The sequence below is a fragment of the Streptomyces sp. NPDC058274 genome, assembly GCF_042881375.1.
In the GTDB taxonomy this organism is placed as follows: domain Bacteria; phylum Actinomycetota; class Actinomycetes; order Streptomycetales; family Streptomycetaceae; genus Streptomyces.
The window spans coordinates 83,351-98,932 of record NZ_JBHVXW010000009.1 but is presented as its reverse complement, the minus strand read 5'-3'; the positions used below and the strand labels follow the sequence as shown (position 1 = coordinate 98,932).

9 protein-coding genes are annotated in these 15,582 nt (G+C 70.7%); 5 read left to right on the top strand and 4 right to left on the bottom strand.

All coding sequences use genetic code 11. The features are described 5' to 3' along the window. Positions 1 to 8: 8 nt before the first annotated feature. The gene (locus tag ACFVYF_RS19795; protein ID WP_389456947.1) at positions 9 to 809 is read right to left on the bottom strand and encodes a crotonase/enoyl-CoA hydratase family protein; all 801 of its coding nucleotides are present in this window, start codon (positions 807 to 809) and stop codon (positions 9 to 11) included. Positions 810 to 985: 176 nt separating this feature from the next. Between ACFVYF_RS19795 and ACFVYF_RS19790 the strand changes: the two genes are divergently transcribed. The 3 genes from ACFVYF_RS19790 (at position 986) to paaK (ending at position 6,425) form a co-directional block, all read left to right on the top strand. Beyond that, positions 986 to 2,605 carry an acyl-CoA synthetase gene (locus ACFVYF_RS19790; RefSeq protein WP_389456945.1) on the top strand — a complete coding sequence of 540 codons (1,620 nt, stop codon included), beginning with the start codon at positions 986 to 988 and terminating at the stop codon, positions 2,603 to 2,605. A 359-nt stretch (positions 2,606 to 2,964) separates the two neighbouring features. Continuing rightward, complete coding sequence (locus ACFVYF_RS19785) at positions 2,965 to 4,920, top strand: sulfatase (protein ID WP_389456943.1); 1,956 nt, start codon at positions 2,965 to 2,967, stop codon at positions 4,918 to 4,920. Between the two features lie 182 nt (positions 4,921 to 5,102). Beyond that, positions 5,103 to 6,425, top strand: a complete 1,323-nt coding sequence (gene paaK / locus ACFVYF_RS19780) for a phenylacetate--CoA ligase PaaK (RefSeq protein WP_389456941.1) — start codon at positions 5,103 to 5,105, stop codon at positions 6,423 to 6,425. Positions 6,426 to 6,477: 52 nt separating this feature from the next. Here the strand turns inward: paaK and ACFVYF_RS19775 are convergent, their stop codons facing one another. After that, a complete protein-coding gene (locus tag ACFVYF_RS19775) occupies positions 6,478 to 7,977 on the bottom strand; it encodes an acyl-CoA synthetase (RefSeq protein ID WP_389456939.1) in 1,500 nt (499 codons plus the stop codon). 197 nt (positions 7,978 to 8,174) lie between these two features. Here ACFVYF_RS19775 and ACFVYF_RS19770 point away from each other — a divergent pair, with 197 nt between their 5' ends. Beyond that, positions 8,175 to 10,589, top strand: a complete 2,415-nt coding sequence (locus tag ACFVYF_RS19770) for a penicillin acylase family protein (RefSeq protein WP_389456937.1) — start codon at positions 8,175 to 8,177, stop codon at positions 10,587 to 10,589. A gap of 71 nt (positions 10,590 to 10,660) precedes the next feature. Here ACFVYF_RS19770 and ACFVYF_RS19765 read toward each other — a convergent pair whose 3' ends face one another. Next, on the bottom strand, positions 10,661 to 12,223 hold the full coding sequence (locus tag ACFVYF_RS19765) for an acyl-CoA synthetase (protein ID WP_389456936.1): 1,563 nt from the start codon (positions 12,221 to 12,223) through the stop codon (positions 10,661 to 10,663). After that, the gene (locus tag ACFVYF_RS19760) at positions 12,220 to 13,332 is read right to left on the bottom strand and encodes an NAD(P)H-dependent flavin oxidoreductase (protein ID WP_389456934.1); all 1,113 of its coding nucleotides are present in this window, start codon (positions 13,330 to 13,332) and stop codon (positions 12,220 to 12,222) included. Before ACFVYF_RS19760 ends, ACFVYF_RS19765 begins: the two co-directional genes overlap by 4 nt. Positions 13,333 to 13,605: 273 nt before the next feature. Here ACFVYF_RS19760 and ACFVYF_RS19755 point away from each other — a divergent pair, with 273 nt between their 5' ends. Then, on the top strand, positions 13,606 to 15,441 hold the full coding sequence (locus ACFVYF_RS19755) for a serine hydrolase (RefSeq protein ID WP_389456932.1): 1,836 nt from the start codon (positions 13,606 to 13,608) through the stop codon (positions 15,439 to 15,441). Positions 15,442 to 15,582 lie beyond the last annotated feature (141 nt).

Below are 15,582 nucleotides of genomic sequence, written 5' to 3'. Positions count from 1 at the left end.
CCTTCGAGTCAGGCGCGCCGGTAGACGGGTGGGCGTTTCTCGGCGAAGGCCCGGGAGCCCTCCTTGGCGTCGGCGGTGTCGAAGACCGGCCAGCCGCGCCGCAGTTCGGCCGCCAGCCCGTCCGTCTCGGTCATCTCGGCGGTCTCGTACACGGACGCCTTGACGGCTTCGACGGCGAGCGGTCCGCAGGCGTTGACCTGTTCGGCGATCTCCAGGGCCTTGCCGAGCGCGGTCCCGTCGGGGACGACATGGCCGATCAGCCCGATCCCCGCGGCCTCCCGCGCGGTGTACGCGCGGCCGGTGAGCAGCATCTCCAGGGCGTGGGTGCGCGGGATCTGCCGCTGGAGGCGGACGGTCGAGCCGCCGATCGGGAAGAGGCCACGCCTGACCTCGAAGAGTCCGAAGGTCGCCGACTCGCCGGCCACCCGGATGTCGGTGCCCTGCAGGATCTCCGTGCCGCCGGCGACGCAGTACCCCTCCACCGCGGCGATCACCGGCTTACGGGGGCGGTGGTGGCGGAGCATCGCCTTCCAGTGCAGATCGGGATCGGCCTTCATACGGTCCCGGTACTGGTCGCCCTCCATGCCGTTGCCCGCCAGCGCCTTGAGGTCCATCCCGGCGCAGAACGCTCCGCCCGCGCCGGTCAGCACGATCGAACGGATCGCGTCGTCCTCGTCGGCCTCGGCCCAGCCGTCGTGCAGTCCGACCAGCATCGGCAGTGAGAGCGCGTTCTTCGCCTCGGGCCTGTTGAGCGTGAGTACCAGTGTGGCGCCTTCGCGCTGCACGGTGAGGTGTTCGGTCCCGCCCATCGCCGTCCTCCCGTCTCAGGAACGAGAACAGGTTGCAGGAGGCGGGGAGCCAGTACAAGGGTTTTCTGACAGACAGTCAGATTTCTTCTGCGCGGGCCCTTCCCAGTTGGGTCGGGCTTTGCTCTGATGACCGTCGAACCGATGGATGCCAGGCGTGCCCGGGGTCAGGAGGAGCGGTGGAGTACAACCTTGCCGACCTGTTCGAGTCGGTCGTCGACGTGGTCCCCGACCGCGAGGCGCTTGTGTACATCGACCACCCCGGCACCGGCGCGGAGCGCCGCCTGACCTACGCCCAGCTCGACGCGGCGGCGAACCGTATCGCCCATCATCTGGCCGACAGCGGCGTGCGGCCCGGCGACCACCTCGGACTCCACCTCTACAACGGAGTCGAGTACCTCCAGACGGTGCTGGCCTGCCTGAAGGCACGGATCGTGCCGGTCAACGTCAACTACCGCTACGTCGAAGAGGAGTTGGTCTACCTCTACCGGGACGCCGATCTGGTGGCCCTGGTCTTCGACGCGGAGTTCTCGGACCGGGTGGCGGCGGCGCTGCCGCGTACACCGGCGTTGCGGCACCTCGTCCGCGTGGGGGCGCCCGCGTCCGGTGCCGTCGTGCCGGACGCCGTGGACTTCGCGGACGCCGAGGCCGCCGGATCCCCCGGGCGGGGCTTCCCGGCGCGCTCGGCCGACGACCAGTTCATCATCTACACCGGCGGCACGACCGGGATGCCCAAGGGCGTGATGTGGCGTCAGGAGGATCTGTTCTTCTCCGGCCTTGGCGGCGGCGCACCGACCGGTGAGCCGGTCAAGAAGCCGGAGGAGCTGGCCGAGCGCGTGGCGGCCGGCGGCGACGGCATCACCTTCTTCCCCACTCCCCCGCTGATGCACGGCACCTCGACGCTCACCGCCTTCATCGGCTTCAACTTCGGCCAGCGGATCGTGATCCACCGCAAGTTCGTGCCCGAAGACGTGCTGCGGACGATCGAGAAGGAGCGGGTGACGAGCGTGTCGCTGGTCGGCGACGCGATGCTGCGGCCACTGATCGACGCGCTCGGCGGACCGCTGAAGGGCACCGACTGCTCGTCCCTGTTCAGCGTGTCGTCGTCCGGCGCGATCATGTCGGAGACGGTGCGCGAGCAGTTCCAGGCGCTCGTCCCGCATGTGATGCTGCTGAACAACTTCGGTTCGTCGGAGTCCGGATTCAACGGTACGGCGACGGCGGACTCGGGACCGGTCAAGGGGTTCCGGCTGCGCGTCAACTCCCGTACCCAGGTGGTCGATCCGGCCACATACGAGCCCGTCGCCGTCGGTGAGCCCGGGCGCATCGCCCAGCGTGGCCATGTGCCGCTGGGTTACTACAACGACCCGAAGAAAACAGCCGAGACCTTCTTCCGGAAGGGCGACGAGCGGTGGGTCCTGCTGGGCGACATGGCGACCGTCGACGAGGAGGGCATCGTCACCGTCCTCGGGCGGGGTTCCCAGTGCATCAACACCGGCGGCGAGAAGGTCTATCCGGAAGAGGTCGAGCAGGCGCTCAAATCGCATCCGGACGTGTACGACGCACTGGTGGCCGGGGTGCCCGACGAGAAGTGGGGCAACCACGTGGCGGCGGTCGTGCAACTGCGCGACGGCGCGGGCCGGCCCTCCCTGGAGGCCATCCAGACCCACTGCCGCTCCCACCTCGCGGGCTACAAGATCCCCCGCCAGCTCGTGATCACGGACACGATCCAGCGCTCGCCCAGCGGCAAGGCGGATTACCGGTGGGCCCGGTCGGTAGCGGCGGACGCGGGGCGCTAGCGGCGGACGCGGGGCAGTGGAGGCGGACGCGGGGCGGTAGCGGCGGACGCGGGGCAGTGGAGGCGGACGCGGGGCGGTAGCGCGGATCTCCTGCCGAGTGACGGCCCAGTGACGGCACGCTGACGTCCCGCGCCCCGCGCTCGGCGCTCGGCGCTCGGTGCTCGGCGCTCGGCGCTCGGTGCTCGGCGCAAGACCCCCGGCGCAAAACTCCCGGCTCTCGACCCGGCGTAGTCTTTGCGCGCGGTTGACCCTGCTGATTGAACTGCGGGTGAAGTCCGGCCGTACGGATAGTGGCGGCCGTGACCTCCCTGGTCCGGTCCGCCGCGCCATCACCGGGCTTCGCACGGAAGGACCTTCGCGTGTCGCACTCCACGCGCTCGCCTCGACAGCCGGACACGGACGGGGGTTCCGTCGCCGCTCCCAGCACAGAGGCGGACGACACAGCGGAGGCCGAGAACACCGCAGCCGACAACACAGCGGAGGTCGAGGACACACCTGCCGCCCACGTCGGCGAACAGCGTCGGGAGACGGATACCGCCGACGAACGGCCTGAGGCAGGAGCGGCTGACGACCGGCCTGAGGCAGGAACGGCCGACGACCAGCCCGAAGAAGCGACAGCCGAAGATCCTCCGGGCGGGCGGCCCCCCGGGCGCTCCCGAGGGGCGGGCTGGTGGGGCTGGCGGCGCAAGTACCCGCAGGCGGCGCGCGGCGTGACCGTGGGCACCACCGTCCTGGCCGGGGCCCTCGTGCTGTTCGCCCTCCTCCTGCCGAACCACCTCGACCGCCTCACGTTCGGCGCCTTCCTCCGTATCCCGGCGGAGGGGGTCCTCCTCGCCGGTCTGCTGCTGGTGCTGCCGCCCCGGCCGCGGCGCGTCGTGGCGATGGTCGCGGGCGCGGGCCTCGGTCTGATGGCGGTCCTGAAGTGCATCGACATGGGCTTCTACTCGGTACTGGACCGGCCCTTCGACCTGGTGCTCGACTGGATCCTGTTCGGCTACGCGGTGGACTTCCTGAACGAGTCGGTGGGTCCGACCGGCGCGAAACTCGCCGTGATCGCGGCCATCGCACTCATCGTGGCGCTGCTCGTCCTCGTGACCCTGGCCGTGATCCGGCTGACCGACCTCATGGCCCGTCACCGGCCCGTCGCCGCCCGGACCACCCTCGTCCTCGGCACCGCCTGGATCACCTGTGTGACGCTCGGCGTGCAGATCACCGACGTTCCGGTCGCCGCCAAGACCAACGCCGTGATCCTCCAGAACCGGGCGCACCAGGTGCGCGCCGGCATCCGGGACGGGCGGGTCTTCGCCGAGCAGTCCTCCGTCGACGCCTTCGCCGGCACCCCGCCCGACCAGCTGCTGACCGGCCTGCGCGGCAAGGACGTCCTCTTCACGTTCATCGAGAGCTACGGCCGTTCGGCCATCGAGGATCCCGCGATGGCGAAGCAGGTCGGCGCCGTACTCGACGACGGGACGAGCTCGCTCAAGGCGGCCGGGTTCTCGTCGCAGAGCGGCTGGCTGAAGTCGCCGGTGGCCGGCGCCGGCAGCTGGCTGGCCCACTCCACCTTCCTCTCGGGCCTGTGGATCAAGAACCAGCAGCGCTACCGGAACCTCACCTCCAGCAAGCGCGCGACCCTGACCAGCTACTTCCAGAAGTCCGGCGCATGGCGCACGGTCGGCATCGTGCCGGGCGTCCGCCGGGCGTGGCCGGAGGGCAAGTTCTTCGGCCTCGACCACATCTACGACTCCGAGCACCTCGGCTACCAGGGTCCGTACTTCAGCTGGACGCCCGTACCGGACCAGTTCAGCCTGGAGGCCTTCGAGCGCCTGGAGCACGGCAAGAAGGACCGCAAGCCGATGATGGCGGAGATCATCCTGGCCTCCAGCCACAACCCGTGGGCACCCATCGCCCGCACGGTCGACTGGGACGACCTGGGCGACGGCTCGGTCTTCGACCAGATCAAGAAGGAGGGCAAGGACCCCAAGGAGGTCTGGAAGAGCCCGGAGAGCGTGCGCACCGAGTACCGGCGAGCCATCGAGTACTCGCTGACCAGCCTGATCCAGTACATGGAGCGGTACGGCGACAAGAACACCGTGCTGGTCTTCCTCGGCGACCACCAGCCCAACCCGACCGTCACCGGCAGCGACGCGGGCAAGGACGTGCCGGTCACCGTCGTCGCGCATGACCCGAAGGTGCTGGACAAGATCTCCGACTGGGGCTGGACGGACGGCCTGAAGCCGGCCAAGGACGCCCCGAGGTGGGGCATGGACAAGTTCCGCGACCGCTTCATGACGGCGTACGGACCGGACAAGGGCTGAGTCGGTCCACCCGCTTCCCGCCCGCGCTCCGCCACCGGGAGCGCGGGCTTTCGCGTGGACACGCGCAGAAAGTGGCAGCCGATGGCTTGCCTGTGGGCGGGCGGCCTGAATTACTGATCCCGAAGGACACGACCGAATGATCGGTCGCCCGGATTGGCACGGTTGGCGAGGGAGTATTCCCCATGGCGGATTCCATGGCACCCACCGATCCCACGGACGCGAAGGACCTGCTGGACGCGGGGGAACGGCTCGACGCGGAGGGCTTGCGGGCGCTCCAGCTGGAGCGGCTGCGCGCGTCCCTGCGGCACGCGTACGCGCACGTGCCCTTCTACCGGGAGTCCTTCGACAGGGCCGGGGTGCGCCCCGAGGACTGCCGGACGCTCGCCGACCTCGCCCGGTTCCCGCTCACGGCGAAGGCGGACCTCCGGGAGAACTATCCGTACGGGATGTTCGCCGTGCCCCAGGACCGCGTCCGCCGCATCCACGCGTCGAGCGGCACCACCGGACGTCCCACGGTCGTCGGCTATACCGAGGGCGACCTGTCCATGTGGGCCGACATGGTGGCGCGTTCCATCCGGGCGGCCGGCGGCCGGCCCGGTGACACGGTCCATGTGGCGTACGGCTACGGCCTGTTCACCGGCGGCCTGGGCGCGCACTACGGCGCCGAACGCCTCGGCTGCACGGTGATCCCCGCCTCCGGCGGGATGACGGCCCGTCAGGTCCAGCTGATCCAGGACCTGAAGCCCGGCATCATCATGGTGACCCCCTCGTACATGCTGACGCTGCTGGACGAGTTCGAGCGGCAGGGCGTGGATCCGCGCGGCACCTCGCTCCGGGTGGGCATCTTCGGCGCCGAACCGTGGACCCAGGAGATGCGACGGGAGATCGAGGAGCGCTTCGCCATCGACGCGGTCGACCTCTACGGCCTGTCGGAGGTGATCGGCCCCGGTGTCGCCCAGGAGTGCGTGGAGACCAAGGACGGCCTGCACATCTGGGAGGACCACTTCTATCCCGAGGTCGTCGACCCCTTCACCGGCGAGGTGCTGCCGGAGGGCGAGGAGGGCGAGCTGGTCTTCACCTCGCTGACGAAGGAGGCCATGCCCGTCATCAGGTACCGGACCCGGGATCTGACCCGTCTGCTGCCGGGCACCGCCCGGGTGTTCCGGCGCATGGAGAAGATCACCGGCCGCAGTGACGACATGGTGATCCTGCGGGGGGTCAATCTCTTCCCGACGCAGATCGAGGAGATCGTGCTGCGCACACCGGGCGTGGCCCCGCACTTCCAGCTGCGCCTCACCCGGGAGGGCCGCCTCGACGCGCTCACCGTACGAGCCGAGGCCCGGCGCGGCGCGACCCCCGAGATCCGCGAGGCGGCCGCGCGGGCGATCGTGGCGGCGGTGAAGGACGGCATCGGCGTCTCGGTCGCCGTCGAGATCGTCGAACCGGAGTCCCTGGAACGGTCGGTGGGGAAGATCAAACGCATCGTGGACCTGCGGAACGTCTGATGCAGGACCGGCCCGGGGTGGGCCCGGCGCCGGACCCACGGCGATTGAGGGCTCACGCCTCGCCGAAGCGGTCCCGCAGCTCCCGCTTGAGGATCTTCCCGCTGGCGTTGCGCGGCAGTTCGTCCACGAAGAGCACCCGCTTGGGCGCCTTGAAGGCGGCGAGCGTCTCGCGTGCGTGGGTGAGGAGTTCGGCCTCGGTGACCTCGCCGCGGGGGACGACGACCGCCGTGACGGCCTCGATCCAGCGCTCGTCGGGAAGGCCGATCACGGCCACCTCGGCGACCTGCTCGTGGGTGTACAGCGCGTCCTCGACCTGGCGTGAAGCGACCAGGACACCACCGGAGTTGATGACGTCCTTCACCCGGTCGACCACGGTGAAGTAGCCCTGGGCGTCCCGCACGGCGAGGTCCCCGGAGTGGAACCAGCCGTCGCGGAAGGCGTCGGCCGTCTCCTCCGGCTTGTCCCAGTAGCCCTCGCACAACTGCGGTGAGCGGTAGACGACTTCGCCCCGCTCCCCGTCGGGAACGTCCTTGCCGGACTCGTCCACGACCCGTGCCTCGACGAAGAGCACCGGCCGCCCGCAGGAGTCCATCCTCCCCTTGTGCTCGTCGGGCGCGAGCACCATGGCCAGCGGCCCGATCTCGCTCTGGCCGAAACAGTTGAAGAAGGCGAGCTTCGGCAGGCGTTCGCGCAGTCGTTCCAGTACGGGCACGGGCATGATCGACGCCCCGTAGTAGGCCTTGCGCAGTCCGCTCAGGTCCCGGGTGGCGAAGTCGGGGCGGTTCGACAGCCCGATCCACACCGTGGGCGGTGCGAACAGGCTGTCCGCCCGGCCCTCCTCGATCAGGTCGAAGATCTGGTCGCCGTCGGGCGCGTCGAGGATCGTGTTCACCGCGCCGATCGCCAGGTACGGCAGCAGGAAGACGTGCATCTGGGCCGAGTGGTAGAGCGGCAGGGAGTGCACGGGCCGGTCCCCGGCCTGCAGGTCGAGGGCCGTGATCGCGCTCAGATACTCGTGCACCAGGGAGCGGTGGGTCATCATCGCGCCCTTGGGCAGCGCGGTGGTGCCCGAGGTGTACAGCAACTGCGTCAGATCCTCGCCGCGGGGCTCGGGACCGTCGTACGGCGAGGTCGTGGCGAGCCGCGCCAGCAGCGAGTCGTCGGTGTCGCGCAAGGCCAGCACGGGTGTTCCGTCCGGCAGGTTCCCGGTGAGGTCGGGGTCCGCCAGGACGAGTCCGCAGCCGGACTGGCCGAGGATGTACGTCAGATCGTCGCCCGTCAGGTTCTGGTTGACCGGTACGTGCACCAGTCCCCCGCGCGCGCAGGCCAGGAAGCCGATCAGATACGCGTCAGAGTTGTGGCCGTAGGCACCGACGCGGTCACCGTGCCCGAGGCCGTGGTCGCGCAGGACTCGCGCGGCGCGGGACACGGCCTCGTCGAGTTCCGCGTAGGTCCAGGACCGGTCGCGGTAGTGCACCGCGACGCGCTCCGGGGTCCGCCGCGCGCTGCGCCGCAGCACTCCGTCGACCGTGACGCTCTGTCCCGCCGTCATGACCTGCTCCTTCGTCCGGCTGCCCCCGTGTGATCCTCGTGGCGCCCCGCGAGCGGGTCAAGCACCCGGTGCGGCCGGCGGGAAGTGGACCGACCCCGGTGAGGGCCGACCGATGAGTGTCGAACCGGCCCATGCCCCACAGCCTTACCTGTTGTTACGCTCAACCGCCCCTTCCCTCAATGACGTTGGGAGGCTTGATGCGCATCCGCCCGAGACGGCTCGCCGTCACGGCCGTGGCCCTGCTCGCCGCGTCGACCGCACTGCCCGCGGCCGCCGCCGATGGCCGGGACCACCAGGAACATCCGTCCCACGGCGGTCTGTCCGCCGTCATCCGCTATACCGAGTACGGCATTCCGCACATCGTCGCGAAGGACTACCCCGACCTGGGCTTCGGAACGGGCTGGGCGCAGGCCGCCGACCAGGTGTGCACCCTCGCGGACGGCTTCGTGACCACGCGCGGGGAACGCTCCCGCTACTTCGGACCGGACGCGGCCCCCGACGGCTCGCTGTCGTCCGCCACCAAGAACCTCTCCAGTGACCTGTACTTCCGTGGCGTGCGGGAGGCGGGCACGGTGGAGAAACTGCTCGCCGAGCCCGCTCCGAAGGGGCCGGGCCGGCAGGTCAAGGACCTGATGAGCGGCTGGGCCGCCGGATACAACGCCTGGCTGCGGCAGCACCGGATCACCGACCCGGCCTGCGCGGGCGCCGCGTGGGTGCGGCCCGTGACGACCCTCGACGTCGCCGCGCGCGGCTTCGCGCTCGCCGTCCTGGGCGGTCAGGGCCGCGGCGCCGACGGCATCACGGCGGCCCAGCCACCGGCCCCGGCACCGGCCGCGGCGTCCGAGCCTCCGGTGGATGCGCAGGCCACGGCGCGTGCCGCCCGCGAGCTCTTCGACACCGCCGACATGGGCTCCAACGCGGTCGCGTTCAGCGGCGCCACGACGGCGAACGGCCGCGGCCTCCTGCTCGGCAATCCGCACTACCCGTGGCAGGGCGGCCGCCGTTTCTGGCAGTCGCAGCAGACCATCCCCGGCGAACTGAACGTGGCGGGCGGGTCACTGCTCGGCTCGGCGACGATCTCCATCGGCCACAACTCCCGGGTGGCCTGGAGCCACACCGTCGCGACGGGCATCACGCTCAACCTCCACCAGCTGACCCTGGATGCGGCGGACCCGACGACGTACCTGGTGGACGGCAGGCCCGAGCGGATGACCAAGCGGTCCGTCACCGTGGAGGTGAAGGACGGCGCGCCGGTGACCCGCACTCAGTGGTGGACGCGGTACGGCCCGGTGATCACCTCGCTCGGCCCCCAGCTCCCGCTCCCCTGGACGGCCACGACGGCGTACGCGCTCAACGACCCGAACGCCGCCAATCTCCGTGCCTCGGACACCGCGCTCGGCTTCAGCAAGGCCCGCAGTACGGCGGACATCGTCGACACCCTCCGCCGTACTCAGGGGCTGCCCTGGGTGAACACGATCGCCGCCGATGCGGGCGGCCACTCGCTGTTCACGCAGTCGCAGGTGCTGCCGCGCATCACCGACGAGCTGGCCCAGCGCTGCTCGACGGCGCTCGGCAAAATCACCTATCCGTCGTCCGGTGTGGCCGTTCTCGACGGCTCGCGCGGTGAGTGTGCGCTGGGCAGCGATTCCGACGCCGTACAGCCGGGTATCTTCGGGCCGGCGAAGATGCCGGTGCTCAAGGACGCGCCGTACGCGGAGAACTCCAACGACAGCGCCTGGCTGGCCAACGCCGAACGGCCGTTGACCGGATACGAGCGGGTCTTCGGCACGATCGGCACCCAGCGGTCGATGCGTACCCGCGGCGCGATCGAGGACGTGGCGGCCCTGGCCGACGAGGGCGGACTGACCGTACGGGATCTGCAGAAGCAGCAGTTCGCGAACCGCGTGCCGGCCGGGGACCTCATCGCGGACGACGCGGCCCGGGCCTGTGCCGCGCTGCCGGGCGGTACGGCAACGGGCAGTGACGGCAAGGCGGTTGAGGTGAGTGCGGCCTGCGGTGTACTGAAGTCGTGGGACCACTCGATGAACACGGGCAGCCGGGGCGCGCTGCTCTTCGACCGCTTCTGGCGGAAGCTGACGGCCACGGTGCCCGGTGCCCAGCTCTGGAAGGTGCCGTTCTCGGCGGCGGACCCGGTCCGCACGCCCCGCACGCTCAACACGGACGCGCCGGGCTTCACCACGGCTCTGGCCGACGCGGTCGCCGAGTTGCGCACGGCCGGCATCGCCCTGGACGCCAGGCTGGGCGCGCACCAGTTCGTCGTCCGCGACGGCCGGAACATCCCGGTGCCGGGCGGCACGGAGTCGCTCGGGGTGTGGAACAAGGTCGAGTCGGTGTGGAATCCGGCGGCCGGCGGCTACACCGAGGTCACCACCGGGTCGAGCTACATCCAGGCGGTGGGCTGGGACGGGAGCCGCTGTCCCGTCGCCCGTACGCTGCTGACGTACTCCCAGTCCGCGAACCCCAACTCGCCGCACTACAGCGACCAGACGCGGCTGTTCTCGGGCGAGAAATGGGTGACCTCCCGCTTCTGCGAGAAGGACATCCTCTCCTCGCCCGGGCTGCGGGTGGAGCGAGTGGGCGAGCGCCGCTAGCGATGGCGGGGAGCCTCCGCTCCACTCGGGGCGGAGGCCCCCTCCCTCAGTGCCGGACGTCGCGGGCCCGGTCACACGACTCGGGTCCGCCCCTCCCAGTAGGGATCGCGCAGCCGCCGCTTGTACAGCTTCCCGTTGGGATCGCGGGGCAGCACCTCGACGAAGTCGACGCTCTTGGGCCGCTTGTACCCGGCGAGCCGCTGCGCGCAGTGGTCGAGGATGTCGGCGGCGAGGGCGTCACCCGGCTCGTGCCCGGGCGCCGGCTCGACCACGGCCTTGACCTGCTCGCCCCATTCGTCGTGCGGGATCCCGAAGGCGGCCGCGTCCGCGACGGCCGGGTGGGTGAGCAGCGCGGACTCGATCTCGGCGGGGTAGATGTTGACCCCGCCCGAGATGATCATGTCGATCTTGCGGTCGCGGAGGAAGAGATAGCCGTCCTCGTCGAGATACCCGAGGTCGCCGACGGTGAAGAAGTCGCCGATGCGGTTCTTCCTCGTCTTGCCCTCGTCCTTGTGGTACGAGAATCCGCCGGTGCTCATCTTCATGTAGACGGTGCCCAGTTGACCGGCGGGCAGCCTGATGCCGTCGTCGTCGAAGACCGCGAGTTCGCTGATGGGCCAGGCCTTCCCGACGGTGCCGGGCTTCTTGAGCCAGTCCTCCGCGGTGGCGAAGGCTCCGCCGCCCTCGCTGGCCGCGTAGTACTCCTCCACACTGTGGCCCCACCACTCGATCATGGCCCGCTTCACATGGTCGGGACACGGGGCGGCACCGTGGATGGCATGTCGCATCGACGAGACGTCGTAGCGCTCCTTCACCTCGTCCGGCAGCGCCAGCAGCCGGTGGAACTGGGTGGGGACCATATGGGTGTGGGTGCACCGATGGACGTCGATGACGCGCAGCATCTCCTCGGGCGTCCACTTCTCCATCAGCACCAGCCGGTGGCCGATGTGCAGGGCCGCGCCCGCGAACTGGAGGACCGCCGTGTGGTAGAGCGGCGAGCAGACCAGATGCACGTTGTCGTCGAAGGGCCTGATCCCGAAGATGGCGAGGAAGCCGCCGAGGTACGTCTCCTCGGGCAGCTTGCCGGGCAGTGGCCGGCGGATGCCGCGCGGGCGCCCGGTGGTGCCCGAGGTGTAGTTCATGACCCAGCCGAGCGTGCGGTCGTCGGGGACCGACTCCGGTCGCCCGTCGAGGAGTTGGGCGTAGGGGCGGAAGCCGCCGATGTCGCCGATCGCGTACCGGTGGGTGGCCGGGAGTCCGGCCTCGTCGGCGGCGTGACGGGCGCCCTCCGCGAACCGTTCGTGCGCGATGAGCACCTTGGCGCCCGAGTCGGCGACGATCCAGGCGATCTCCGGGCCGACGAAATGGTGGTTGACGGGGACCAGGTAGAAACCGGCCTGCGAGGCGGCCAGGAACGCGGTGAGGAACTCGACGCCGTTGGGCAGGACGACGGCGAAGGAGTCGCCGCGCTCCAGTCCGGCGGCGCGCAGACCGTGGACCAGCCGGTTGACCGAGGCGTGCAGCCTTCCGGCGGACCACTCCTCGCCGTCGGGGGCGATCAGGACCGTACGCTGCGGGTCCCCGGCCGCCTGGGCCCAGAAACCGTTGGGGGGCGTGCTCGCGGCCGTACTCACGACTGAGCGCTCCTTCCGGCGATGCGGTTGATGCGGTCGACGGCCCGCTCGAAGCCGCGGGTCAGGTCGTCGAAGACCGCCTGGACACTGCGTTCACTGTTCATCCGGCCGACGATCTGGCCGACCGGTGTGCCGAGGAGCGGCTCCACCTCGTACTTCTGGATGCGGGAGAGGGCGTCGGCGACCAGCAGGCCCTGCAGGGGCATGGGGAGTGTGCCGGGCCCGCTCGGGTCGTCCCAGGCGTCGGTCCACTCGGTGCGCAACTGGCGTGCGGGCTTGCCGGTCAGGGCGCGGGAGCGGACCGTGTCGCCGGATCCGGCGGCGAGCAGCTTCTGGGTCACGGCGCGCGAGTGCATGTCGGCCTCCGTGGTCGTCAGCCACAGGGAGCCGAGCCACGCACCCTGCGCGCCGAGGGTGAGCGCGGCGGCCACCTGCTGCCCGCTGCCGATGCCGCCGGCGGCGAGGACGGGCAACGGGGCGACGGCGTCCACGACTTCGGGCGTCAGCACCATCGAGGCGATCTCACCGGTGTGCCCGCCGGCTTCGTAGCCCTGGGCCACGACGATGTCGATGCCCGCCTCCGCGTGCTTGCGCGCGTGCCGTGCGCTGCCGGCGAGTGCGGCGACCGGTACGCCCTTGTCGTGGGCGCGCTCCACCACATCAGGGGGCGGTGAGCCGAGGGCGTTGGCGAGGAGCTTGATGGGGTGGTCGAAGGCGACGTCGAGCTGGTCGCGGGCGACCTGCTCCATCCACCCGGTGATGCGCCAGCCGGACGCCTCGCCCTCGGCGAGTTCGGGCACCCCGTACTTGGCGAGGGTGTCCGTGACGTACCGCCGGTGCCCTTCGGGGATCATCGCTTCGACGTCGGCCTCCGAGACGCCCTCGACCTTCCTGGCGGGCATCACGACGTCCAGGCCGTAGGGCTTGCCGTCGATGTGCGCCTCGATCCAGTCGAGGTCGCGCTTGAGGTCGTCCGGGGCCGTGTAGCGAACCGCGCCGAGCACACCGAACCCGCCCGCCCTGCTGATCGCGGCGGCGACGGCGGGGAACGGCGTGAAGCCGAAGATGGCGTGCTCGACTCCCAGTCTCTTGCTCAGCTCCGTCTGCATGGGCGCAGGATGCCGCAGTCCTCGGGACGAGGGAAGGGCTTTTCTGATGCTCCGTCAGATTTCTCGCCACCCCGTGACCCGCCTCCGGCCGGTACGACCGACGTGACCGGAAACCCTCGGCCGGGGCCGCTGGGCAATCCCTCGGCCGGGCCACTCGCACGACCCGCCCACACCTCGGGCAGGGTTGACACACCCGGCCACTGACAGGAAAGTTTCACCGCGCAGGGCGAAACCGGAAAGATACTTTCAGGCGGCGCGGCGGGAGGCTCCTCGATGACCGAAGACGCAGCGGACAGAGCGACGACGAGCGCGTGCAGCGCGTCACAGAGGGCCGACTCGGCGGCGCCGGGCGGCGGACTGACCCGCCGTCAACTCGGCGCTCGAGCACTTGCCTTGGGCGGCGCACTGGCCGTCGCCCCGTTCCCCGCGGGCCCCGCGGCGGCCGCCGGGACGAGTGGCGGACATCCGGTCCTGCGGCACGGCTCGGCCGAGCGCGCGGGGCTGCTGGCCGGCCATCTGCGCCAACTGGTCACCGACGCCGAGACGTTCCTCGGCCCCTCCCCCGCCCACCCCTGGTACGCGGGCGCCGTACTGCTGGCCGGGCGCGGCGGCACCGTGGCCCTGCATCAGCCGATCGGCAAGGCGGTGCGGTATTCGGCGTACGACGAGAAGTCGGACGCCGGTGTCGAGTTCCCGGCGGACCAGCAGATCCCGATGGCCGACGACACCGTCTTCGATCTCGCCTCCGTGTCGAAACTCTTCACCTCGCTGCTCGCGGTGCAGCAGATCGAGCGCGGCACTCTGGAGCTGGAGGCGACCGTCGCCTCGTACCTCCCCGACTTCGCGGGCGCCGGCAAGCAGGACGTCACGATCCGTCAGCTCCTCACCCATACCTCGGGTTTCCGCGCCTGGATCCCCCTCTACAACGCGCCCACGCGCGAGGGGAGGCTCCAACTCATCTGGAACGAGGCACCGCTCAATCCGCCGGGCACCAAGTACCTCTACTCCGACCTCAATCTGATCTCCCTCCAGCTGGTCCTGGAGAAGATCACCGGCCGGATGCTCGACACCCTCCTCCAGGACGAGATCACCGCCCCGCTCGGCATGCACCGCACCCGCTACAACCCGCCCGCGTCCTGGAAACCCGGGATCGCCGCCACCGAGGACGCCCGGCCGCCCTGGTCGGGGCTCGCCCGCGGGCTGGTGTGGGGCGAGGTGCACGACGAGAACGCCTACTCCTTCGGCGGAGTGGCGGGGCACGCGGGTGTCTTCTCCACCGCCTGGGACCTGGCGATCCTCGGCCGTACGCTGCTCAACGGCGGCGCGTACGGCACCGCTCGCATCCTGAAGCCGGAGTCGGTGGACCTGATGTTCACGGACTTCAACACGGCCTTCCCCGGCGACGAGCACGGCCTCGGCTTCGAGCTCTACCAGCACTGGTATATGGGCGCGATGGCCACGCCCCGCACCGCCGGGCACACGGGCTTCACCGGTACCGCGATCGTGCTCGACCCGACAACGGACTCGTTCCTCGTACTGCTCGGCAACTCCGTGCATCCCGTGCGCAGTTGGCGGTCCGGATCCGCACCCCGTGTCGCCGCCGCGAACCATCTCGCGCGCGCCGTGCCGGTCCGCCCCGCGCGCGGACGCACGTCCTGGTTCTCCGGGATGGCCACGGGGACGACGGCGACGCTGACCCTTCCGGCGCTCGACACCACACGCGGTCACGCGCGCCTGCGCTGCGCCCTGTGGTGGGACACCGAACCCCAGTCGGACGTCCTCTTCCTGGAGGCCTCACCGGACGGCGGCACGACGTGGCAGCCGGTCCCCTTCACGACCCGACGGCGGGGAAGTGCCCCGCTGGAGCATCCGGCCGGTTCGGTCACCGGCTGGTCGGACCGTGTGTGGCACCGCCTCGACGCGACGCTGCCGGGGGCCAGGCAACTGACCGTGCGCTGGCGGTACGCGACCGACCGGCTGTACGTCGGCCGTGGCGCGTACGTCGACGCCCCCCGGGTCGAGGCCGGCGACCGTGTCGTCTTCGACGAGAGCCGCCCTGCGGACGCGGCGCGCATCGGGGCGGTGGGCTGGTCGCCGTCGGGCGACTGACCCGCCGCGAGCCGCCCGGGGGTGTCCGCCCCACCGAGCGCGACCGAGGGCCGGAACAAGGCCGTCCGAGAGGTGTCTCCACACCTCCACGGACGCCCGAGTGCCGATCACACCTCATCCGAGGGTGTCCCCTCGCCTCCG

What these genes read in the sequence shown, in the direction of transcription:
- ACFVYF_RS19795 (WP_389456947.1), bottom strand. Translation starts at nt 809, where the DNA reads ATGGGCGGGACCGAACACCTCACCGTGCAGCGCGAAGGCGCCACACTG.
- paaK (WP_389456941.1), top strand. Translation starts at nt 5,103, where the DNA reads ATGGCGGATTCCATGGCACCCACCGATCCCACGGACGCGAAGGACCTG.
- ACFVYF_RS19775 (WP_389456939.1), bottom strand. Translation starts at nt 7,977, where the DNA reads ATGACGGCGGGACAGAGCGTCACGGTCGACGGAGTGCTGCGGCGCAGC.
- ACFVYF_RS19770 (WP_389456937.1), top strand. Translation starts at nt 8,175, where the DNA reads ATGCGCATCCGCCCGAGACGGCTCGCCGTCACGGCCGTGGCCCTGCTC.
- ACFVYF_RS19760 (WP_389456934.1), bottom strand. Translation starts at nt 13,332, where the DNA reads ATGCAGACGGAGCTGAGCAAGAGACTGGGAGTCGAGCACGCCATCTTC.
- ACFVYF_RS19755 (WP_389456932.1), top strand. Translation starts at nt 13,606, where the DNA reads ATGACCGAAGACGCAGCGGACAGAGCGACGACGAGCGCGTGCAGCGCG.